Here is a 22,019-nt window from a genome sequence, read left to right as displayed (position 1 = left end):
AGTGCTCCTCGAAGGGCAGCGGCGCGCGGCGTCCTGACGCCGCGCGACTGGGCCTTCAACATGTTTTTGTAGATGAGGGGAACAACAAAGCGGCCGTCAGCGGCCGCGCAAATCAGTACTTCATGACGACGAGACGCGTCTGCGTGAACTCGAGCATGCCGTGCTTGCCGTCGTCGCCGCCGATGCCGGAGCGCTTCCAGCCGGCGTGAAAGCCCTGATACGGATCGGCGGGCGTGCGGTTGATGTAAAGCTCGCCCGCTTCGATCGCATTCGCGACCTTCATCGCGGTGCGATAGTTCTCGGTGTAGAGCACCGAGGACAGGCCGAACTGGTGATCGTTCGCCAGCGCGAGCGCTTCGTCGATCGTCGCGTACTTGAGCACCGCGAGCACGGGGCCGAAGGTTTCTTCCTGAACGATCTCCATGTCCTGACGGCAGTTGGAGAGCAGCGTCGGCGGATAGAAGAAGCCCTTGCGAGCCGGCACTTCGCCGCCGGTTTCGAGCTTCGCGCCCGCTTCGACAGCGCGGCGGACCATCGCGTGAATGCCGTCGCGCGACGCCTTGTTCACGAGCGGACCCATGTGGCTCGCGTCTTCATAACGGTCGCCGATGCGCTTTGCCATCATCTGATCGCGCAGCAGTCCGACGAATTCGTCGTGGATGCTTTCGTGCACATAGACGCGTTCGATCGCCGTGCAAAGCTGGCCGCTGTGCGTGAGCTTCGATGCGACGAGTTCGCGCGCGGCCTTCTGCAGATCAGCGTCCGGCTCGACGATGGCGGGCGTCTTGCCGCCGAGTTCCAGCGACGGCTTCGCGATATTCGCCTTGCAGTATTCGAGCACCTTGCGGCCGGCGTTGACGCTGCCCGTCAAGGTGATCATGCCGACCTTCGGATGCGTGCAGACGACTTCGGCGGTGGCGTGATCCATCGCGAGCACGTTGACGACACCCGCCGGCAGCGCCGCGCGTTCGACGGCGCGCGCAAGTTCGAACGCCGACAGCGGCGTGTTGTTGCTCGGACGCACGACGACCGTGTTGCCCGCGATCAGGGCCGGCGCGATCTTGCGCATCAGCGTGTAGATGGGGAAGTTGAACGGGATCAGGCACGCGACGACGCCGATCGGCTCGCGATGCAGCACGAGGTTCTCGTTCGGCGTATCGCTCGGAATGACTTCGCCTTCGATGCGGCGCGCCCATTCAGCGTGATAACGGGTGATCTGCGCGGCGTACACGGCTTCGTTGGTCGCATCGAGCAGGCTCTTGCCGGATTCGGCCGCGAGCGCCGCGCCGATATCGGCGGAAGCTTCGACGATTGCATCCGCGAGACGCTGCATATGCGCGCCGCGCTCGGCGGCGGGCAGCACGCGCCATGCGCGTTGCGCTTCGGCGGCTTGATCGACGGCCATGAGCGCCTGTTCGCGCGATGCGTTGTGAACGTGGCCGAGCACTTCTTCGGTCGCGGGATTCAGGACTGCGGTGACGTTATCGGCGACAGGCTCGATGAAACGTCCGTTCACGAAATTGCATTCTGGCTTCATGTCTTGCGGTTTCCTTGATCGCTGTGCGTCGCGGCGCCCGGCCGCCGGCGAGTCGGGCAACCGCTGCGACAAGGCAACGCATTTCAGGCCATTCTTCCGCGCCTCGCGCTGCAGCGACAAGCAATGAATTTTCTGGACGAACATTCAAAAAACTCACGCTCGCTGTTCGACTAAATCCTTTTGCGACGCTTCTTTCATCGGCCACAATCCGTCGCTCGCGGTCCCTGCCAGCCTCGATGGTTGGGACTTCTTCACGAATAAGTAAAAGATTTGAGACTTTCATGAGAATCAAAGTAATAGCCCTGGCCGCGCTCGCGTGTATCGTGACTTCAGCGCATGCTCAAAGCAGCGTTACGCTGTACGGCGTCCTCGATGAAGGCGTCGACTACACGAGCAATGTCGGCGGAAATCGCGTGTATGAACTGACGAGCGGCTACGCATCCGGCAGCCGTTGGGGCCTGCGCGGCGCCGAAGACCTGGGCGGTGGCACGAAGGCCGTGTTCCAGCTCGAAAGCGGGGTGAATCTGAGCAACGGCGCAGCCGGACAAGGCGGGCGCATGTTCGGGCGGCAGGCGTATGTGGGCATGAGCAACGACCGCTTCGGCTCGATCAAGCTCGGCCGCCAGTACGACTCCGTGGTCGACTACCTCGCGCCGACGACGGCCAACGGCAACTTCGCGGGCTATCTCTTCGCGCATCCGTTCGACAACGACAACACCGACAACTCGTTCCGCGTGAACAACACGGTCAAGTACGCGAGCCCGTCGTTCGGCGGCTTCAGCTTCGGCGGCACGTACAGCTTCAGCAACGACACAAGTTTCGCGAACAACCGGCAGTACAGCTTCGGTGCGTCGTATGCAAACGGCGGCCTGCTCGCCGGCGCGGCGTACCTGCGCGCGGATGGCGTCGGCGCGAATGCGAACGGCGCGATCGCGACGAACGACGCGAGCTTCATCGCCGAGCGCATGCAGATCTTCGGCGCGGGCGTGAACTACACGTTCGGCAAGGCGACGGCGGGTTTCGCGTACACCAATTCGAGTTATCGCGATCCGCTGACGAACGGCTATATCGGCGGGTCGCTCGCATCGTCGGGCAATACGCTGAAGAACCTGCGCTATCAAAACTTCGAGATCAACGGCAAGTATCAGTTCGCGCCTGACTTCTTCGTCGGTGCGCAGTACGTCTATTCGATGGAGAAGTACGACTCGACCGCGGGCACCGTGAAGCCGCATATCCACTCGGCGGGTCTGATGGCGGACTACTTCCTCTCCAAGCGCACCGACGTGTACATGCAGGGTGCGTATCAGAAGATCGCGGGCGGCTCGACCGATTCGGTGATGGACCAGGCGTTCATTCCGGGCACGCAAGGCGTGTCGTCGAATTCGGAGCAGTTCGTCGCGCGCGTAGCGTTGCGGCACGCGTTCTGATATCGGGAAGCGAAATTGCTGTCCGCGTCGCGTGCGCGGACAGCGCAACCCCTAAGCATCTCCTAAGCTTCACTCCACTACCCTTGCGGCTTCCCTGAACGCGAAGGCTCCGCAACATGAAGCATCCGCCTGCCTCAATCGTCGCGCGCCGCCGTCGATCGCCATGACCGCACGGAGACACGCCATGAGGATATTGCTCGTCGAAGACGACCGGATGATCGGCGAATCCGTGCAGGACGAACTCCGCGAAGGCGGCTATGCCGTCGACTGGGTGCGCGACGGCCGGCTCGCGCTCACGAGCCTCACCACGCACGTCTACGATGCGATCCTGCTCGATCTCGGCCTGCCCGGCGCCGATGGCATCGACGTGCTGCGTGAAGTGCGCCGCGGGACCAATCACGTGCCGCTCATCATCATCACGGCGCGCGATTCCGTCGAGGAACGCATTCGCGGACTCGACGAAGGCGCCGACGATTACCTCATCAAGCCCTTCGACATCGCCGAGCTCAAAGCGCGCATGCGCGCGGTGATCCGCCGCCGTGGCGGACAATCCGCGCCGCTCATGACGAACGGCGTGCTCACGCTCGATCCCGCCACGCGCGAAGCCACCACCGGCGAACTCTCGATGCGGCTCTCCAGCCGCGAATTCGCGCTGCTGCAAGCGCTGATGATCCGACCCGGCGCGATCCTCTCGCGCGCGGAACTCGAAGACCGCATCTACGGCTGGAACGAGGAAGTGGAAAGCAACGCGGTCGAATTCCTGATCCACTCACTGCGCAAGAAGCTCGGCGCGACCGCGATCCGCAACGTGCGCGGCGTCGGCTGGATGGTCTCGAAGCAGCCATGACGCGTTCGCTCCAGTTCAGGCTGTCGGCCTGGCTGTCGGCGCTCGTCGTCGCGATTGCTGCGGCGGGCGGCGTCGTCGCGTTCAAGACGGCGCTTCACGAAGCCAACGAGTTGCAGGACGGCCAGTTGAAGCAGATCGCCGCGCTCGTCACGCCGCGCACGCTCGCGGTGATGGAGCGCGAGGCGCTCGCCCAGGTCGACGGCGCCGACGCGGAATCGAAGCTCGTCATCCAGACGCTCGTCGAGCGCACGCCGCTTTCCATCGCCGCCAATGTCCCCGACGGCCTGCAGAACGCAATAGTCGATGGCACGCGCTGGCGTCTCGCCGTCAGGACGCTCGACGACGGCACGCGCGTCGTGATCGGCCAGAAGACCGCGGGCCGCGACGAGATCGCCCGCAACAGCGCGCTCGCCACCGTGACGCCCTTCGCCGCGCTCGCGCTGGTGCTGCTCGCGGCGCTGCATCTGATCGTGCGGCGCATGTTCCGGCCGCTCGCGGCGCTGTCGGCGGGCCTCGACACGCGGCCCGAGCACGATCTCTCCGCGCTTTCCGGCGACGCGCTGCCGAGCGAGATCGCGCCTTTCGTCGTCGCGATCAACCGCCTGCTCGCGCGCGTGGAGGCGTCGGTGGCGCTGCAGCGCCGCTTCGTCGCCGATGCCGCGCACGAATTGCGCTCGCCGCTGACCGCGCTGTCGCTGCAGGCGGAGCGGCTCGACGCGTCCGAGTTGCCCGACACCGCGCGCGAACGCCTCGATGCATTGCGGCGCGGCCTCGCGCGCACGCGCTCGCTGCTGCATCAACTGCTGACGCTCGCGCGCCTGCAACAACGCACGGACGCCGATGTCGCGCGGCTGCGCGTGCAGGAGATTTTCCGCAACGTGCTCGAAGATCTGATGCCGCTCGCGGAAGAAAAGGAGATCGATATCGGCGTATCGAGCGTCGACGAGGTGTTCATTCACGCGCCGCAAGCCGACATCACGATCATGGTGAAAAATCTCGTCGACAACGCGATCCGCTATACGCCGGCGGGCGGGCGCGTCGATCTCGCGACGGGCGTCTCGAACGCGCGGCCGTGGATTCGCGTCGCGGACGACGGGCCGGGCATCGCGCCCGAGGAACGCGCGCGCGTCTTCGATCCGTTCTATCGCGTGCCGGGCAGCGACGCGAACGGCTCGGGACTCGGGCTTTCCATCGTCGGCACCATCGCGGCACGCATCGGCGCGCAGGTCGAACTCGCCGATGCCGCGCCGCGCGGTCTCGTCGTGACCGTCACCATCGCCACGCCTTAACTGCCCGCAGCGACATGCACGACGCGCGCGGCCATACGCGCCGGGCATGCCGGGCGCGGGCACGGCGTGATATCGTCGATGCGTCATTCCGATGCGTCATTCCGATGCGTCATTCCGATGGGTCATTTCGATGGGTCATCATGAGTCAAGTGCGCTATCCCCTCGGCCCCGACGACCGGGTGCATCTGCTGTGCTGGCTCACCTGCGCTTTGCTCGGCGCGTACTACATCGAAGGCGAGTGGCCCGACACGTCGTTTCAGGTGCGCGCGGCGCATCGCTGGCTCGACCGGCATCATCGCGCGGCGGACTGGATCGAGACCGCGCGGCTTTCGGTGGCGGCACAGTCGCTCGCCGCGCGCTTTTCCGCCACGCTCGACGCCGATGCTTCGCGCGGCGACATCGAGCGCATCCTGGAAGGCGAGGATCTCGACTACGAAAGCGCGCTCGTCCAGCGCATCTTTCACGAATGCCGTATCGAATTGTCGAGCCGGCGCAAACCATTGCCGTAACGGGTTCGTCCGCTTCTGTTCGTCTGATCAATTTCCGTGCCGCGCCGCGCGCGCGCCTTGGCGCGCCTCGCGCTCGGGCATGGACGTTTTTTTGCGCTGGCCGAATGTGCGGAACCCCACATTGGCGTGCGGGGCGCGGACGATACCATCTGCGCGCCTGCTCGCACGTCGATGTTCGCGGCTCCCGGCGGTGTCACGAATCGCCCGGCTGAAAAGCGGCTACACCGTCAGCGGCCCACAACGATGACAACAATCGACACCGACTGGAGGTGGTCATGCACCGTAGCAATCGTTTGCGCAGCTGTTCGCCCACGCGTTCGTCCAAGCGTTTGCCTGTTTCCGAAACCGCGTTTCACCGCGTGCGTCTGCGACCGCTCGCGATACTCGTGCCGCTCGTCGCGGGGCTCGCCTGCGCGACGCTCGCCAATGCAGCGCCGCCCTTGCCGTCCGGCGGCCAGTTCGTCGCGGGCAGCGGCGCAATCAGCGGCGGTGGTCAGGCGCTCACCGTCAATCAGACGACGACGCGCGGCGTCATCGACTGGAACAGCTTTTCGATCGGCAGCGGACGTCAGGTCACGATCAACAACGGCAGCGGCGCGACGCTCAATCGCGTGACCGGCGGCGAGGCGTCGGTGATTCTCGGGCAGCTCAGCGCGACCGGCAGCGTGTACCTCGTCAATCCGCAAGGCGTGCTGGTCGGGCCGGGCGGTGTCGTCGCGACGGGCGGGCGCTTCGTCGCGTCGGCGCTCGACATCGGCAACGACGCGTTCATGCAGGGCGGCCCGCTCACGCTGTCGGGCGGCGGCGACGGTATGGTCATCAACCTCGGCACGATCGGATCGAGCGGCGGCGACGTGTTCCTCGTGTCGCGCTCGGCCACGGTGAACGGCGGCAGCATCAACGCGCCGCAGGGCACGGTCGAGATCGCGACCGGCAATCAGGTGCTTCTGCAGGATTCGTCGAGCGGACAGCAGGTTTTCGTGCAGGCGGGCAGCGGCGGCACGGCGATGAACGGCGGCACGATCCGCGCGGCGCAGGCGAACCTGCAAGCCGCCGACGGCAACGTGTACGCTCTCGCGGGCAACAGCAGCGCGATCCGCGCGACCGGCACCGCCACGCGCGAAGGCCACGTATGGCTCGTCGCCGACCAGGGCGCGGTCCACGCGAACGGCGCGATTGCCGCGACGAACGCGGACGGCAGCGGCGGCACCGTCGAAACGCGCGGGAACGCGCTCGATCTCGCAGGCGCGAACGTGACGGCGCGCACCTGGAAGGTCGGCGCGCCGGCGTTCACCGTCGATCAGACCAACGCGGACGCGCTCGCGCGCAGTCTTTCCAACGGCACATCGGTCGATGTCGAAGCGGGCACCGGCGATCTGAGCGTCGGCGGCAACGTCCAGTGGAACGGCAATGCGTCGCTGACGCTCGGCGCGGCGCATGGCGTGGTGATCGGGCCGGGCGCGATCGTCGGCAATACGGGAAACGGCAATCTCACGCTGCGCGCGGATGCGGGCGGCGTCGACAACGGCGGCGGCGTGACGAACGGCGGCACGATCGACTGGTCGAAGAGCGGCGGCATCGTCAGCGTGCTGTATGACATGAACGGCAGATACGCGCCGGGCACGCTGCTCACGAACAGCGGATGGACGGCCGCGCCGTACAGCGGGCTCGTCACGCAGGCGACGGCGTACAAGCTCGTCAACAATCTCACCGATCTCTCCAACGTGTCGAAAGACCTCGCGGGCAACTACGCGCTCGGCAAGGATATCGACGCGAGCGCGACGGCGTATCCCAACTACTTCACCGCGATCGGCGCGACGGCGACGCCGTTCACCGGTCAGTTCGACGGCTTCGGCCACACCATCGACAAGCTCACGACGACGGCCAATCTCGACGACGACCGTCAGGGCATGTTCGGCGTGATCGGCGCGAACGGCGTGGTGCGCGACCTGAATCTCACGAACTCGAACACGAACGGCTATTCGTCGGGCGCGTTCGGCCTGCTCGCGGGCCAGAACAACGGCGTCGTCGCGTACGTCAACACGACGGGCAGCGTCTCGCAGAACGGCTTCGGCGGCGCGGGCGCAGGCGGTATCGTCGGCGTGAACAACGGGATCGTCGAGCGCTCGTCGAGCACGGCGGACGTCGGCTATCAGATTCCGGCGGGCGGACTCGTCGGCGTGAACAACGGCACGATCGCGCAGTCGTACGCGAGCGGCACCACGTACGCCGGGACGCATGGCGAAACCGGCGGGCTCGTCGCGTTCAATAACGGGCTCATCACGCAGTCTTACGCGACGGGCGGCGTCGGCGGTTTCGGCGGCGGCGGCCTCGTCTACGTCAATGGCACGACGGGCGTCATCAACGAATCGTTCGCGGTCGGGCAAGTCGGCGGCGGCGGGCCTCCGGGCGACGCATACGGCGGCATCGCAGCCTACAACCAGGGCGCGATTCACAACAACGTCTACTGGAACAGGGACACGACGATCCGCACCAGCGCCGCCGGCTCGAACTCGGGCACGGCGCCGCCCGATTCGAACGGCCTCACGACCGCGCAGATGAGCAATCCGTCGAACTTCCTCGACTGGGGCATTCCGTCGAACGGCGTCTGGGCGATGCCCTCGGGCGCGACGCATCCTGTCTTGCAGTGGCAGCAGGCGCAACCCTGACGCGCTGGCGTGCCGAACGGAATCCTAGCTGCCGATCACGAGAAACAATTCTCCGACCGGCGCTTTCGATCCGTTCGGCACGACCGCCTTCAACGGAAAACCGTAGGTGCCGCGGAAGCTGACGAAGCGTCCGACCTGAACGCGCACGCCCGCGCCGATGCTGGCGAGCGATGCGTTGTTCACCTCGCCGAATTCCGGGATCCGATTCCACACGTGCCCGGCATCGAAGAACACGAACGGCTGCAGCGCCGCGCTGCCCGCCGATAGCGCCGGCGCGCGGAGTTCCGTCTGCAGGTTCCATCCGCGATCGCCCTGCGCGGAATACGGCTCGTAGCCGCGTACCGTGGCATCGCCGCCCAGTCCGAGTTCCTCGCTCGGCAACAGCGTGCTGCCGGTCCATTGCAACAACCCGCGCGCCGATATCGAAAAGCCCGTTTTGCCGAGCGGCAAATCGCGCTGCGCCGACAACTGCATGTACTGATAGCGTGGCTTCGCGCCCAGACGCGCGGCGTCGTAGGCGTCGTCGTTGCTGTCGCTGTCGAAGTAGCCGGGACTCAGGAAAAGCGACGCGTTGACATGCGTATCGCCGGAAGCATCGCTGCCCGACAGATCGTAGGCGATCACGAACTGATGGATATGCGTGTTCGCATTGAACACCTGAAAGCCGCCGAATTCGAGATCGTTGTTCGAACGCTTGAAGTCGTAGCCGAACTGCAGTTGCTGTTGCCACGCGCCCGCGTTGTCGAGCGGCGGCAGACGCCTGTCGTAGCGAAAGCTCAACTGCGCGCTGAGACCGGTCTGACCGTAACTGTCCGGCAGACGCGGCGTGCTTTGCGCGAACACGCCGAACAGTTCGACGCGATCCATCCACGGCAGCGGCGCCACCGCATTGAACGCGTGCGCGATATAGCGCGGACGATCGGGCCGCCCTTCGATGTCCGGATTGCCGCTCAGCAAGTCGTTACTCGCGGTCATCTGATAGCCGATGCGCGCATCGATGCCGAACAAATTGCCGTAATCGAAGCCTGCGAGAATGCGATCGCGCCCGAGATCGCGCACGCCATCGTTGTTGTAGCCGCCGTAGACGCGAAACGGAAAACGGTCTTGCGTCTGCAACACGACATCGGTCGTATCGGGCGCGGTGCCGGGCGTATAGATCACGTCCACGCGCCGATACGGATTCGCGTTGAGCAACGCAAGCCCGGCGGCGACATCGGCTTCGCGGATCGGCGCGCCGCTTTCGAGCGGCATCTCGCGCGTGAGCAACGCATCGGAAAAGTAACGATTGCCTTTCGGCGTCACGCGCCCCGCGCGAAACTCGGCGATCACGATCTTCACAGCGCCATCGCTCACGTCCTGCTCGGGCACGTAGACATCGACGAGCGGCTGGCCCGCCGTGCGATACCGCTGCACGACGGCGCGGCGGATCTGCGCGAGACGCGCGAAGGTCAGCGGCTCGTGAAGGTCTGCGGCGAATTCATCGAGGAACGCGGACGTGAGTAAAGGCGCGCCCGTCGATGTGATCGCGCCGTTCGCGCTCGACTGCGACGCGCCCGTGGCGGCATCCGCGCGCACGAACGCGATGCCGCGCAGGTCTGCGATCGCGATTCTCTGCGAATCGTCGGCGGGTTCCGGCGGCGACGCCGGCGCGCGCGGCCGTTCGACGGCAGGCGGCGCGATTGGCGCGACATCGCGATACGATTGCGCGGCGGCATCGCGCGCATTCATGCTGCATAGAACCGCGACGGGCAGAAGGGTCGCGGCGAATCGTGCGCGCGTCAATGGTTCGGACGCGCGGAACAGTCATGCTGCATCTTTCCTCCGGCGTAGCTCGCGTGGATCGGCCCCGCATGTTATCAGCGCATGGCGCGGAACGTTTCATGCGGCTGGCGCGCTCATGAAGTTTCGTGAAGGTAAGATGCGCGACGCCTGCTTATTAGCGTTCATCGCCCCGCGTGGACGTAGAAATGACTGACGCATCACGCGCGGCCAGTAGAAAGCACCGTAACGACGCCTTTCTTTCTAACGACCGCTCAACACATCTATGATTCAGGGATGATCGGCCGATCAACGGCTGAAAACGCATTGTCAGGACGAGGATGGACAAAACCTCCCACGCAGAAATCACCGATTCCGATTCGCTCGATGCATCGGTCTACGCGCAATGCGCGCGCGAGCCGATTCACATTCCCGGCGGCATCCAGCCTCATGGCGTGCTATTCAGCGTCGACGCGCACTGCCATATCTTGCAGGCGAGCGCCAATGTCGCGCAGTTCGCGCATATCGCGCCGGAGGCATGCCTCGGCCGCGCGCTATCGACGGTGCTCGGCCCGCACGCGGCCGATCGCGCGAGCGCGGGCCTGAAGCAGCTCACGCGCGATGGCGCGACGATCCACGTCGGCAATGTCGTGCTCGACGGCTGGACGCCGAACGCGCCCGTCGCCATCGTCGTGCATCGGCATGACGGGCTGCTGTTCGTCGAAGTCGAACCCGCGCAGGACACCGCCGACGTCTTCTCGACGATGTATCCCCGCGTGCGCTCCTTCGTCACCGAAGTGCAGTCGATGCGCACCGTCGAGCAGATTTGCCAGTTCGCCGCCGATGAAATCGCGCGCATCACCGGCTTCGGCCGCACGCTCGTCTACCGGTTCGATGACGAAGGCAACGGCAACGTGCTTGCCGAAGCTGTCGAGCCGGGCTATCCGTCGTATCTGAACCAGCACTTTCCGGCATCGGACATTCCGGCGCAGGCGCGCGAGCTGTATCGCAGGAATCGCATCCGGCTGATTTCGAATGCCGATTACGAAGCCGCGCCGCTCGTGCCCGCGCTGCATCCGGCGACAGGCCGCCCGACCGATCTCACCTACGCGTCGCTGCGCAGCGTGTCGCCCGTGCATTTGCAGTACATGCGCAACATGGGCACGCTCGCGTCGATGTCGATGTCGATCCTCGTCGACGACAAGCTCTGGGGCCTCATCTCCTGCCACCACGCGACGCCGCGCCTGCCGCCGTTCGAAGTGCGTACCGCGTGCGAGCACGTCGCGCAGATCGTCTCGCTGCAGATCGAGGCGCGCGACACGCAAGCCGAAGCGCATTACCGGCTCGAACTGCGCCGCATGCTTTCGAAGCTGCTTTCGTCGATGGCGAACACCGACAGCTTCGTGGAGGCGCTCGTCAACGATGCCTCCGATCTGCTCGGCTTCACGCGTTCGTCGGGCGCGGCGGTGATTTTCGAGGGCCGCACGTCGCTCGTCGGCGTGACGCCGGGCGAGCACAGCGTCACGGCGCTCGTCGACTGGCTCGACAATCAGAGCGAGGACGTGGTGATGTCGGACCGCGCGTCGCAGGATTGCCCGGCGCTCGCGGATTCGCCGGAAGTGGCGGGCTTTCTCGCGGTGTCGATATCGAAGATCTACCGCAATTACGTGATCTGGTTCCGCCGCGAAGTCGTGCAGACGATCGAATGGGCCGGCGATCCGCGCGCGAAACTGACGGGTCTTTCCGCATCGCTTTCGCCGCGCGTGAGCTTCGAGACCTGGACCGATGTCGTACGCAACCGCTCGCTGCCGTGGCGTCCCGCCGAACGCGAGATCGCGCTGGAATTCCGCGCGGCGGTGCTCGGCATCGTGCTCAGGCGCGCGGAGGAAATCGCGCAGCTCGCGACCGAACTCGGGCGCGCGAATCACGAACTCGAAGGGTTTTCGTACACGGTGTCGCACGATCTGCGCGCGCCGCTGCGGCATATCGTGAGCTTCGCGGATCTCTTGAAGCAGATGGACGGCGAGAAGCTGTCCGAGCGCGGGCGCGGCTATCTGGACCGCATCGTGACGTCGGCGCGTTTCGGCGGACGTCTCGTCGACGATCTTCTTTCGTTCGCGCAACTCGGCCGCGCGGCGCTGCGTCCGCATAAGGTCGATGTCCGCGCGCTCGTGCATACGGTGATCCAGAACGACATCGACGAAAGCGCGTCGGCGCGTGTGCGCTGGAAGGTGGACGCGCTGCCGCCCATCGAAGCGGATCACGTCTTTCTGCACGTGGCGTTCGCGAACGTCATGTCCAACGCGGTGAAGTTCAGCGCGCAACGTGAGCAGCCGACGATCGAAGTCGGCGCGCACGACGGCACGGGCGAGATGGTCGGGCACGTCGTGTACTTCGTGCGCGATAACGGCGTGGGTTTCGACATGCGTTACGTCGACAAGCTCTTCGGCGTGTTCCAGCGTCTGCATGTGAACGAACAGTTCGACGGCACCGGCATCGGGCTCGCGAACGTGCGGCGCATCATCGAACGGCATGGCGGCAAGGCCTGGGCCGAAGGCGCGCTTGATCGCGGCGCGACGTTTTACATGGCGTTGCCGAGGCAGTTCCGTCCGGAGAGCGGCGTGCGGCGCGACACGGCCGCGACTGCGCTGGCGCGGCTCGCCGCGGGCACGGGCGGCGCGGGGCACGACATCGGCCAGCTCATCAAGCGCTCGGAAGAGAAGAAGTAAGGCGCCATGCAAAACGGCCGCGATCCGGTGGATCGCGGCCGTTTCACTTTCTGCGACGCTGCGCTTAGAAGCGGTGGCGCAGGCCGACGGTCGCGGCGACCTGATTCTGCGTCGACGACGGCGACAGCGTGTTGATCATCGCGACGTTCGCGCCGGCGTTGCCCAGCTCGCCCGATGCGTGCTGGTACACGCCTTCGACGTACACATCGGTGCGCTTCGAGAGCGAGTAGTCCGCCTGCAGCGAAACCGTGTGCCACTTCGGATCGCCCGAACCGTTCGCGCCGGTCACCTTGCCGTCCGTGTACGTGTACGCGGCGTCGAGGCTCAGCGCCGGCGTCACGAGATAGCGGCCGTTCAGCTCGAAGTTGTTCAGATGCAGGTTCGTGTTGCCCGGCAGCGCGATCGTCGAGCCGCCCTGCGATGCCGCCAGCAGGTTGTCGTAGTGCGTGTTAGTCCACACGAAGCCGAGCGTCGCCGGGCCGTACGTGTAATTCAGGCCCGCACCGAACGTGCGCTGGAGTTCAGCCGTCAGATTGGCGTTGTTGCCCTGACCCGCCGATACCGCGCCGCCCGCATTCGCGCCATTGCGCGAATTGTTCGTCTGCAGGTAAGCGGCCGCGAAGTTCAGCGGGCCGTTGCCGTACGATGCGCCCGCGCTCCATGCGCGGTTGTTCGCGAACTGGCCCGCGTCGTTCGAGAAGCCGTACAGGCCGCCGAACTTGAAGCCTGCGTAATTCGCGCTCTGGTACTTGACCGAGTTCTTGATCGAGAACGAGTGATCGAGGTTGTCGTTGTCGAACGGATGCGCGGTCAGGTTATTGCCGTAACCCGCGCCTGCTTCGGCGAGCGGCGACAGATAATCGACCATCGAATCGTATTGACGGCCGAGCGTGACCGTGCCGAATTGATCGTGTTGCAGGCCGACATAAGCCTGGCGATTGAACATCGTGCTGTTTTCGGTATAGCGGCCGTTATTGAGGTTGAAGCCGCTCTCCAGCTTGAAGAGCGCGTGCAACCCGCCGCCCAGATCTTCGCTGCCTTTCAGGCCGAAATACGTGTCGGAAACTGCGCCGCTGCCTTGCTGCCAGTTATTGTGGCCGCCGGAATTGTTCGTGTAGACGAGACCTGCATCCAGCGTGCCGTACAACGTGACGCTGCTTTGCGCGTGCGCCGCTGCCGTGAACGTGCCGAGAATGCCCGCGATGAGAAGGGTTTTTTTCATGGTTCTCTAGTGTCCTGTTAATGCGAAAGCTTCCGCGGGCCAGTTGCCCTGAAGAAACTGGGACACACTTTATGCGACGGACACTTGAAATTGACCGCTCAGGGCACGCAATAATCATTTGCTGATTCCGCGATTCGGCTTGTGGGCGCTTCATAGTCTTTTAAGGTCAAGCGCTTAGCGCCGCAACCATCCCTTTTACGGCAATCGCGCTGTTGCACATCGACGACGTCATTAATGCGTATTCTGGAGAGGTCCATTGCGCCGCATGACGTTTATAACGGCCTGAACGATTTGTTAAGCTCGGTTCCGTCAACAGGTCTCCGAGAAGATAATCTGCGGACACGGGGCGGCTTCGCGAGAGGAGGCCGCCCCGTTATTCAACGTCTTAACGATGTGGTTGTTGCGCATCGATTTCCTTGCGCCGAAAAAATTCAGTTACCCGAAGCGTTCGGTGCGTTTCCCGCGATTCTTTCGGTTCATGTCGTCCACCCTCTTCGTCTTAGAACGACTCTCATTTAGGTCTATAATCACGAAGTTGCGCGATATGTTCTGCCCGATATCCCGCTACTTTTGAAAATTTTTCGCGCTTTTTGCATGCGATTCAGGCGACGAATTTACAGCTTGCCCACGAGAAGTCCGGCAATTCGCGGATCAGATCTAAAAAAATGTAACTGCCTTGCAAACGTTTGCCACGCCGTCTGGACGTGATGCGCGCCTCGCGGGTTTCATTTCGAAACAAATTGAATTGCCTTGAATCGTCTCTCCGGAACATTGATTGCTTTAATAGAGGTCTGTGTAAATCTAGCCGGAATCAGCGACATGAAAAGAAACGCCAACGCAACCGCCGTCCCCGCATTTCGACAGCGACGCCCCGCTCAACTAGCGGAGCGCGAGCTCATTCACCTCGAAATGGTTCTGGCGAGTCTCGCCGAAGGGAGTCCGGCTTCGGAGCGTCTTCCGGCCAGGTATTGGGACATGCGTATATCGCGACTCGACGCCGAATACGATCTCGTGCCGTCGCAAAGCCAGCGTGTCGCATCGCTTCAACGCAAACTTGCGTTACTCGATAACGCGCTCGATTCCGCCGCCGATGCTCAGGAAGGACAAGAGAGCCGGCGCGTTGCCGCCTGAGGCGATTTGCGCGATTTCCCGCATCGCCCGACTTGACGAAGTCACGGAGCCGCCCGCACCCATTCGTCGACGAATGTGCGTGCCGCGGTTTGCGCGCTCATCAGCGCATCCTCGGCGGACATGAAGCTCGCGTAACGCGCGTGCTCGATGCACAACGGCGAAAACGCGGTGACCGGCCTGCCCGACCGGCTTATCGTCACGATCGCCAGGTAGCGGACGTCGCCGGGCGAAGGCACGAGCCTGCCGTTCGTTTCGATTGCGACTTCGAGCACGAAGCCCCTGTGGTTGTAGGACCGTATCATCGGAACACCCCGTCACGCTCGTACGACGCATAGGCTCGCGTCGTGAATTAAGCGTGATCCAGCATGGGACGTTCCCGTGCGCCGTTGTCGCGCGGCGCGTCACACACCGCTCTGAACCACCGTCCCGTTCACGTGGCCCATGATCGCCGAGAGATTGCCGATGGCCGGTTCGGCATATCGCACCGGCGGCGCTTCGGGCGGCAGCGGCGCGGGACCGGAATCCATCGCGCGTGTATAGACCGGCAGCGGCGGCGCGCTCTGCGCGCTGGAGGCGACCGGAAACACCGGGCCGCCCGTGATGCCCACACCGATGAACGGATGCGCCTGCGCCACCGTCACGAGGCCGAAGGTCAGTTTGGCCGCCACGATCACATACTGGATGGTTCTCATGTTGCGTCTCCCGCGTTGCGTTGTTTGTCGATGCACGCATTCTGCGCGGCGAGAATGAGCGAAGAATGAGAGCGGCGTGAACTACACTTTTGCGATATCGCCGCACGTCCGAAGGAACGTCGATGCAAAGCCGCTACGCCGCGATCCTCGTCGCGCTCTCCGCCGCTGCGCTGTTCGGCGCGACCACGCCGATCGCGAAGGCGCTGCTCGGCCCGATGCCGCCGTTCATGGTCGCTGGCCTGTTCTATCTCGGCAGCGGCGCCGGACTGGGCGCGATCCTGCTTGCACGCGGATTCTGGCGCGATGAACGCAGCGGCTTGCGCATGCGCGAACTCGCATGGCTTTCGGGCGCGATCTTCTTCGGTGGCGTCGCGGGTCCGGCGCTGCTGATGCTCGGCCTGTCCAGCACGCCGGCGGCGACGAGCTCGCTCATGCTCAACCTCGAAGGCGTGCTGACGGCGGCGATCGCGTGGATCGTCTTTCGTGAGAACGTCGACGTATCCGTGTTTTTCGGCATGGCCGCGATCGTCGCGGGCGGCGTCGTGCTCGCGTGGGAAGCGGGCGCGGCGGGCGCGGTGCACGCGACGAGCGGCGCGCTGCTGATCGCGCTGGCATGCCTCTGCTGGGCGATCGACAACAACCTGACGCGCAAGATCTCGACCGCCGAGGCCATGGTCATCGCGTGCGCGAAGGGTCTCGTCGCGGGCGCGACGAATCTCGGCATCGCGCTTGCGATGGGCGCGCAACTGCCCGCGCCGCGCGTCGTCATCGGCGCGATGACGACGGGCTTCGCAGGCTACGGCGTGAGTCTCGTGCTGTTCGTGATCGCGCTACGCCATCTGGGGACGGCACGCACGGGCGCGTATTTCTCGGTCGCGCCGGTGTTCGGCGTCGCGCTTTCGCTCGCGATGTGGCCGCAAGTGCCGGGCGCCCCGTTCTGGATCGCCGCCGCGCTGATGGCGCTCGGCGTGTGGCTGCACGTGCGCGAGCGGCACGAACACGAGCACACGCACGAGCGGCTCGAACATACGCATCGGCATGTGCATGACGCGCATCATCGGCATACGCACGACTTCCCGTATTCCGGCGACGCGCCGCATACGCATCCGCACGCGCATCTGCCGATCACGCATACGCACGCGCATTTTCCCGACGTGCATCACCGGCATTCGCACGAACGCGCCTAGAACACCTTGCCCGGATTGAGCAGGCCGTGCGGATCGAGCGCGGCCTTGATCGCGCGCATCGACGCGATATCGGCGTCGCGGCGCGCGAGGTGCAGATAGTCGCGCTTCTTCACGCCGATGCCGTGCTCCGCCGAAATCGATCCTTCGAATTCGCGCGTGACGTCATAGATGACGGCGTCGACATCGTCGTGATCCTGTTTCCCGCGGCCGGGGATATCGACGACGATGTGAATGTTGCCGTCGCCGAGATGGCCGTACGTCATCACGACCGCGCCGGGCCAGCGCGCACGCAGACGCGCCTCGCATTGCGCGGCCGCGTCGCCGACCTGCGCGATGGAGAAGCTCACGTCGTACGCCGCGTGATTCGGAATGAAGCGGTCGTATTCGCCCGGCGCGTCGCGAATCGCCCAGAAGTCGCGCGCGTGCGCTTCGTTCGATGCGATCGCCGCATCCGCCACGATGCCCGCTTCGAGCATGCCGCCGAGAAATTCTTCGAAGGCTTCGCCGTGGCGTACCGGATCCGTGCCGACGCTTTCGAGCAGCACGTAGAACGGATGCGCATCGGCGAGCGGCGCGCGCAGACTCTTCAGGTTCGCGATGACCGTATCGTGATAGCCGGCCCACATCACCTCGAACGCGGACACGCCCGCCGCGAGACTCGCCTGCGCACGCGTGAGCAGCGTGGTCACGGCGGAGAAATCGGGCAGGCCGCACCATGCGGTGGCCGTCGCCGTGGGCTTCGGACGCAGCCGCAGCACGACGCGCGTGATGACCGCGAGCGTGCCTTCGCTGCCGATCAGCAGATGCCGCAAGTCGTAGCCGCTATTGTTCTTGATCATCTTGTTCAGCCCGCCGACGATCTCGCCGCTCGCGAGCACCGCTTCGACGCCGAGCACCTGATCGCGCATCATCCCGTACTTGATGACGCGGTTGCCGCCGGCGTTCGTCGCGAGATTGCCGCCGATGGAGCAACTGCCGCGCGCGCCGAGATCGAGCGGAAAGTAGAAGCCCGCCGCGCTCGCCGCTTCCTGCACCACTTGCAGCGGCGTGCCGGCTTCGACGGTCATCGTCGCGGAAACTTCGTCGATCTCGACGATGCGGTTCATCCGCTCCAGACTCATCGCGATCTCGCCGCCGAGCAGGTTCGCGCCGCCGACGAGCCCCGTCAGCCCGCCCTGCGTGACCACCGGCTGCCTGTGCGCCGAGCAGATGGCGAGCGCCTGCGCGACTTCGTCGCTCGAGCGCGGACGCACGATCGCGAGCGGCGCCGCGCCGGGCAAGCCGCTCCAGTCCGCGACGCGCCGGTCGCCGAATTCGTCGGGCAGCGCCACGACCTGTGCGCCGAGCGCCTCACGCAATGCCATTACCGCTTCGTTTGCCGCCATGCATCGTCTCCGTTCGTTGTTTCGCTTGATTACCTGATGCGCTAGTTTGAACCAAAACGCGCGAGAATTAGCAGCATCGATGCAAGGAGATTTCGACGATGGAACGAGCCGATTACGAGAGCGCACTGGCTCAGCTCACCGGCGCGGCGGAACTTGTCGCGCAGGACACGCAGGCGCAGGACCGCGCGCGGGCGTTCGAGATGCTCGCGTTTTTCCGGCTGCGTCAGGCTCGGGCGGGGGAATCGGGCATGGGCGCGACATCGAACGATGCGCTTTTCAGGGACACCGCCAACGCCGCGCTGACGATGGCCGGCCGCAAGGAGAGGCTCGCCGCCGCCGCGTTGCTGGAACAGGCGCGCGGGCTTCTCGGCGGTTGATCCTGGCTCGCGTGCCGGGCTAGAACAACTCCGTCTCCAGCGGCAGCAGATTGATCCACTTGACGGCGGTGCGCCGCTCCACGCCGTCGTCATGAATCGACCGTATCATCACGCGCTGGCCGCGCGCCTCCCCGAGCACTTCGACGATCCGGTTGTGATATCGCGCAAGCGAGCCGCGTAACGGCTTGCGCTTCCTGCTCTTGCGGGGAGAAACTGCGGGCATGGACGTGACAGCGATTTATGACGGCCACATCATAGCGATGCGCGCGTCTTCACTCAAACATTCAACTCCTCACTGCGAACGCCACACCATGCGTCGAATCACTGTACGGACTTCGCCCGTTCATGGCCGGGGCGTTTTCGCGCTCGCCGATCTGCCCATAGGCGCGTTGCTGCTCGAATACAAAGGGCTGCGCATATCCTGGAAAGATGCGCAGCGCATGCACGCGAAATCGACGGCGGAGGATGGCCACACGTTTCTGTTCGGTCTCGATGACGGCAGCGTCATCGACGGCGCGCGCGGCGGCAATTCCGCGCGCTGGCTCAATCACAGTTGCGCGCCGAATTGCGAGGCGGAGCAGGACGGCGAGCGCGTGTTCATCCGCGCGATACGGCCGATCGCGAAGGGGCAGGAGTTGTTCATCGACTATTGCCTGACAGTGGATGGCCGGCGCACCGCGGCCATGAAGCGGCTCTATGCGTGCCGCTGTCTCGCGTCGGGCTGCCGCGGAACGATGCTGTCGGCGCGCCGGTAGCGGCGGCGCGTTCAACGGGCCAGAAGTCGCCGGCACGGAAGCCGCCGGGCAAAAAAAGCCCCGCGCGAGGCGGGGCGAAGGTACGAGACCACCGTATGTAGCATTCGAAGCTACCTGCGGAGCATAGTCGCGCCCATCCACGCTTCACACCAGTAAAGTCCGAAAGCTATTGCGCATCGTCCGATTGCGAGCGTTGCCGCGCTTCAGAATTTCCCGTCGCGGCCGATAACACACGCAAACGTCAACCCGGCATCGCCGCATCCGACACGATGAATCGCGACTCAACCGAAAGCCCGCTCAAGGCCGCATTCCTGCGCCACGAAGACACCCTCGCGCCGCCCGGACGCGCGTTCGGCGAGGACGATCACGCCGTCTATCGCACGTTGCTCGAATCGACGAAGGCTATCCCCTGGAAGATCGACTGGGCGACGATGGAGTTCGCCTACATCGGCCCGCAGATCGAGGCGCTGCTCGGCTGGGCGCCGTCGTCATGGAAGAACGTCAACGACTGGGCCGAGCGCATGCATCCCGACGATCGCCAGGCGGTCGTCGAATTCTGCGTCTCGCAGTCGAAAGCGGGCACGGATCACGAAGCCGATTACCGCGCCCTCACGCGCGATGGCGGCTATGTCTGGCTGCGCGATGTCGTGCACGTCGAACGAAACGAACGAGGTGAAGTAGAAGCGCTGATCGGCTTCATGTTCGACATCAGCGAACGCAAGCGCACCGAGGAAAAGCTCGCGCAATTGCAGCGCGAACTCGAACGCCTGTCGTTCAGCGACAGCCTCACGGGCGTCGGCAACCGCCGCCGCTTCGACGACGTCATGGCGCGCGAATGGCAAGCGGCGAAGGAATCGGGCAAGCCGCTGTCGCTCGTGATGATCGACATCGACTTTTTCAAGTCATACAACGATTACTACGGCCACGTTCAGGGCGACGATTGCCTGAAACGCATCGCGCGCGTGCTCGGCGAAGCGGCCGGTCCGCAGCATTTTCTCGGCCGCTTCGGCGGCGAGGAATTCGCGCTGATTCTCGCCGATACGGACGCCGAAGCAGCAATGCGCATTGCCGAGCGTTGCCGCGCGCTCATCGCCGGCGAAGCCATCGCGCACGTGCGCTCGCCGCACGATCAGCAGGTGACGGCGAGCTTCGGCGTCGGCACGGTCGCGCCGGGCGAGCGCATGGACGTGACGACGTTCATCAACCTCACCGACGCGCAGCTTTATCAGGCGAAGGACAACGGCCGCAACCGCATCGCGGCCGTGGATCGCGCGGGCATGAAGGGCGAAGGCTTCAAGGCGCAGTCGCGCTGAAACGTCAGACGCGCCCCGTAACCGGAATCGCCGCGCCCGTGATGCATTGCGCTTCGGGCGAAAGCAGGAACGCGACCACCGCGCCGAGTTCGTCGGGCTTCACCCAGCGGTCGAAATCGGCGCCGGGCATGTCGCGGCGATTCGGCGGGGTATCGATGATCGACGGCAACACCGCGTTCACCGTTATGCCCCGATCCTTCAGCTCCTCCGCGAGCGCCTCGGTGAGGCGCAACAGCGCGGCCTTCGATGCCGCATACGCGCCCATGCCCATCGCCGCTTTCATCGCGGCCAGCGCGCCGACATTCACGATGCGACCGCCCTGCTGCGCGCTCAACGCCGCGAGCGCCGCCTTCGATGCGTTGAGCGCGGTCTTCACGTTGACGTCGAACATCGACTGCCAGGTGTCGGCGCTGCCGTCCGCGATCGTTTCCCAACTGAACGCGCCGGCCACGTTGACGAGCGCGTGCAGCCCGCCCGTCTGCTGAACGATCGTATCGATGGCCTGTTGCGCGGATTTCGCATCCGTCAGATCGATGCCCGTCACGATGCACGCGCTATCGAGCGGCGCGGCCAACGCGTCCTTGCTCGCGCCGTGACCGATCAGCGCGACGTGCGCGCCGCGCCCCGCGAGTACGCGCGCCGTTGCGAGTCCCAGACTGCCGAAGCCGCCCGTAATGGCGACGATCCTTCCTTCGAGGTTGTTCATGGCGTTGACGCTCCGTGTGATGAGGCCAGTTGAAGCATAGACGCAACGCGGGCGGGCGGGCGGGCAAAGATGAGCCGGCGCGCGTCAGGCCGTTCGCCCCGCCGCGCGCTGCACCGCGAACACTGCGACTGCCGTCGTCACGCCTGTCACGAGGACGCCATAAAGGCCCAGCAACACGGACAAGGCGCGGCCGATGCCTGTCGTCGCGACGACATCGCCATACCCGATGGTGAGCGCCGTCACGCTGCAGAAATAGAGCGTGTCGCCGAAAGAAGCGCGTGCGTGCGTGATGCTGTCAACGGGCGCGCCGAGCCAGAACATGGCCGCGCACAACGCGACGAACACTATCAGCAGCAAGCCGAGCAGTGAGCGCAGATGCCAGAGCGCCCGCACGAATTCGAACGTCACACGGCGAGAATTGATTGTCTGGATCTGCAGAAGTTTCGTAATGCTCTTCATTCGGACGGATTGCACGCGGCGTCGGTG

The 22,019-nt window shown here is 64.8% G+C and carries 20 protein-coding genes; 11 read left to right on the top strand and 9 right to left on the bottom strand.

Features of this window, described 5'->3' with window-relative positions:
- Positions 1-112: 112 nt before the first annotated feature.
- Positions 113-1,537 carry an aldehyde dehydrogenase gene (gene aldA, locus AWB77_RS18190; RefSeq protein WP_061136061.1) on the bottom strand — a complete coding sequence of 475 codons (1,425 nt, stop codon included), beginning with the start codon at positions 1,535-1,537 and terminating at the stop codon, positions 113-115.
- Positions 1,538-1,818: 281 nt separating this feature from the next.
- On the opposite strand from aldA, the gene AWB77_RS18185 reads away from it, so the two are divergent.
- The 5 genes from AWB77_RS18185 to AWB77_RS18165 all read left to right on the top strand — a co-directional run bounded on the left by AWB77_RS18185 (position 1,819) and on the right by AWB77_RS18165 (position 8,278).
- Positions 1,819-2,964 carry a porin gene (locus AWB77_RS18185; protein ID WP_061135847.1) on the top strand — a complete coding sequence of 382 codons (1,146 nt, stop codon included), beginning with the start codon at positions 1,819-1,821 and terminating at the stop codon, positions 2,962-2,964.
- Between the two features lie 184 nt (positions 2,965-3,148).
- A complete protein-coding gene (locus tag AWB77_RS18180) occupies positions 3,149-3,811 on the top strand; it encodes a response regulator (RefSeq protein WP_061135846.1) in 663 nt (220 codons plus the stop codon).
- On the top strand, positions 3,808-5,100 hold the full coding sequence (locus AWB77_RS18175; protein WP_082852678.1) for an ATP-binding protein: 1,293 nt from the start codon (positions 3,808-3,810) through the stop codon (positions 5,098-5,100). The genes AWB77_RS18180 and AWB77_RS18175 overlap by 4 nt, the downstream gene beginning before the upstream one ends.
- Before the next feature lie 140 nt (positions 5,101-5,240).
- On the top strand, positions 5,241-5,609 hold the full coding sequence (locus tag AWB77_RS18170) for a hypothetical protein (RefSeq protein WP_061135844.1): 369 nt from the start codon (positions 5,241-5,243) through the stop codon (positions 5,607-5,609).
- Between the two features lie 275 nt (positions 5,610-5,884).
- A complete protein-coding gene (locus AWB77_RS18165) occupies positions 5,885-8,278 on the top strand; it encodes a beta strand repeat-containing protein (RefSeq protein ID WP_082852677.1) in 2,394 nt (797 codons plus the stop codon).
- Between the two features lie 24 nt (positions 8,279-8,302).
- Here AWB77_RS18165 and AWB77_RS18160 read toward each other — a convergent pair whose 3' ends face one another.
- The gene (locus tag AWB77_RS18160; RefSeq protein ID WP_061135843.1) at positions 8,303-10,006 is read right to left on the bottom strand and encodes a ShlB/FhaC/HecB family hemolysin secretion/activation protein; all 1,704 of its coding nucleotides are present in this window, start codon (positions 10,004-10,006) and stop codon (positions 8,303-8,305) included.
- Positions 10,007-10,377: 371 nt separating this feature from the next.
- Between AWB77_RS18160 and AWB77_RS18155 the strand changes: the two genes are divergently transcribed.
- Positions 10,378-12,765 carry an ATP-binding protein gene (locus AWB77_RS18155; protein ID WP_061135842.1) on the top strand — a complete coding sequence of 796 codons (2,388 nt, stop codon included), beginning with the start codon at positions 10,378-10,380 and terminating at the stop codon, positions 12,763-12,765.
- A gap of 64 nt (positions 12,766-12,829) precedes the next feature.
- Here AWB77_RS18155 and AWB77_RS18150 read toward each other — a convergent pair whose 3' ends face one another.
- Complete coding sequence (locus tag AWB77_RS18150; protein ID WP_061135841.1) at positions 12,830-13,987, bottom strand: porin; 1,158 nt, start codon at positions 13,985-13,987, stop codon at positions 12,830-12,832.
- A gap of 975 nt (positions 13,988-14,962) precedes the next feature.
- Here AWB77_RS18150 and AWB77_RS36895 point away from each other — a divergent pair.
- Positions 14,963-15,118, top strand: a complete 156-nt coding sequence (locus AWB77_RS36895) for a hypothetical protein (protein WP_244158570.1) — start codon at positions 14,963-14,965, stop codon at positions 15,116-15,118.
- A gap of 41 nt (positions 15,119-15,159) precedes the next feature.
- On the opposite strand, the gene AWB77_RS18140 is transcribed toward AWB77_RS36895, so the two are convergent.
- Together AWB77_RS18140 and AWB77_RS18135 are read right to left on the bottom strand one after the other, a co-directional pair.
- Positions 15,160-15,420, bottom strand: coding sequence for a hypothetical protein (locus AWB77_RS18140; protein ID WP_061135839.1), 261 nt, complete (start codon positions 15,418-15,420; stop codon positions 15,160-15,162).
- 99 nt (positions 15,421-15,519) lie between these two features.
- Positions 15,520-15,810 carry a hypothetical protein gene (locus AWB77_RS18135; RefSeq protein ID WP_061135838.1) on the bottom strand — a complete coding sequence of 97 codons (291 nt, stop codon included), beginning with the start codon at positions 15,808-15,810 and terminating at the stop codon, positions 15,520-15,522.
- Positions 15,811-15,932: 122 nt separating this feature from the next.
- On the opposite strand from AWB77_RS18135, the gene AWB77_RS18130 reads away from it, so the two are divergent.
- Positions 15,933-16,997 (top strand): DMT family transporter, encoded by a 1,065-nt coding sequence (locus tag AWB77_RS18130; RefSeq protein ID WP_061135837.1) that lies wholly within the window; start codon positions 15,933-15,935, stop codon positions 16,995-16,997.
- Here AWB77_RS18130 and AWB77_RS18125 read toward each other — a convergent pair.
- Entirely contained in the window at positions 16,994-18,382 is a 1,389-nt protein-coding gene (locus AWB77_RS18125; protein ID WP_061135836.1) for an FAD-binding oxidoreductase, read from the bottom strand. The genes AWB77_RS18130 and AWB77_RS18125 overlap by 4 nt on opposite strands.
- A 98-nt stretch (positions 18,383-18,480) precedes the next feature.
- Between AWB77_RS18125 and AWB77_RS18120 the strand changes: the two genes are divergently transcribed.
- Positions 18,481-18,759: a hypothetical protein gene (locus tag AWB77_RS18120; protein ID WP_061135835.1), complete on the top strand. Its 279-nt coding sequence runs from the start codon at positions 18,481-18,483 to the stop codon at positions 18,757-18,759.
- Positions 18,760-18,778: 19 nt separating this feature from the next.
- Here the strand turns inward: AWB77_RS18120 and AWB77_RS18115 are convergent, their stop codons facing one another.
- Positions 18,779-18,982 carry a hypothetical protein gene (locus AWB77_RS18115; RefSeq protein ID WP_061135834.1) on the bottom strand — a complete coding sequence of 68 codons (204 nt, stop codon included), beginning with the start codon at positions 18,980-18,982 and terminating at the stop codon, positions 18,779-18,781.
- Between the two features lie 88 nt (positions 18,983-19,070).
- On the opposite strand from AWB77_RS18115, the gene AWB77_RS18110 reads away from it, so the two are divergent.
- Both AWB77_RS18110 and AWB77_RS18105 read left to right on the top strand, forming a co-directional pair.
- The gene (locus AWB77_RS18110) at positions 19,071-19,514 is read left to right on the top strand and encodes an SET domain-containing protein (protein ID WP_061135833.1); all 444 of its coding nucleotides are present in this window, start codon (positions 19,071-19,073) and stop codon (positions 19,512-19,514) included.
- A 269-nt stretch (positions 19,515-19,783) separates the two neighbouring features.
- Positions 19,784-20,827 (top strand): GGDEF domain-containing protein, encoded by a 1,044-nt coding sequence (locus AWB77_RS18105; protein ID WP_061135832.1) that lies wholly within the window; start codon positions 19,784-19,786, stop codon positions 20,825-20,827.
- A 4-nt stretch (positions 20,828-20,831) separates the two neighbouring features.
- Here AWB77_RS18105 and AWB77_RS18100 read toward each other — a convergent pair whose 3' ends face one another.
- Both AWB77_RS18100 and AWB77_RS18095 read right to left on the bottom strand, forming a co-directional pair.
- The gene (locus tag AWB77_RS18100) at positions 20,832-21,533 is read right to left on the bottom strand and encodes an SDR family NAD(P)-dependent oxidoreductase (protein ID WP_061135831.1); all 702 of its coding nucleotides are present in this window, start codon (positions 21,531-21,533) and stop codon (positions 20,832-20,834) included.
- An 84-nt stretch (positions 21,534-21,617) separates the two neighbouring features.
- Positions 21,618-21,992 (bottom strand): potassium channel family protein, encoded by a 375-nt coding sequence (locus AWB77_RS18095; RefSeq protein ID WP_061135830.1) that lies wholly within the window; start codon positions 21,990-21,992, stop codon positions 21,618-21,620.
- Positions 21,993-22,019 lie beyond the last annotated feature (27 nt).

The sequence above is a fragment of the Caballeronia fortuita genome (assembly GCF_001544835.2).
GTDB lineage: Bacteria > Pseudomonadota > Gammaproteobacteria > Burkholderiales > Burkholderiaceae > Caballeronia > Caballeronia fortuita.
This window is presented reverse-complemented; position numbering and strand designations above follow the sequence as displayed.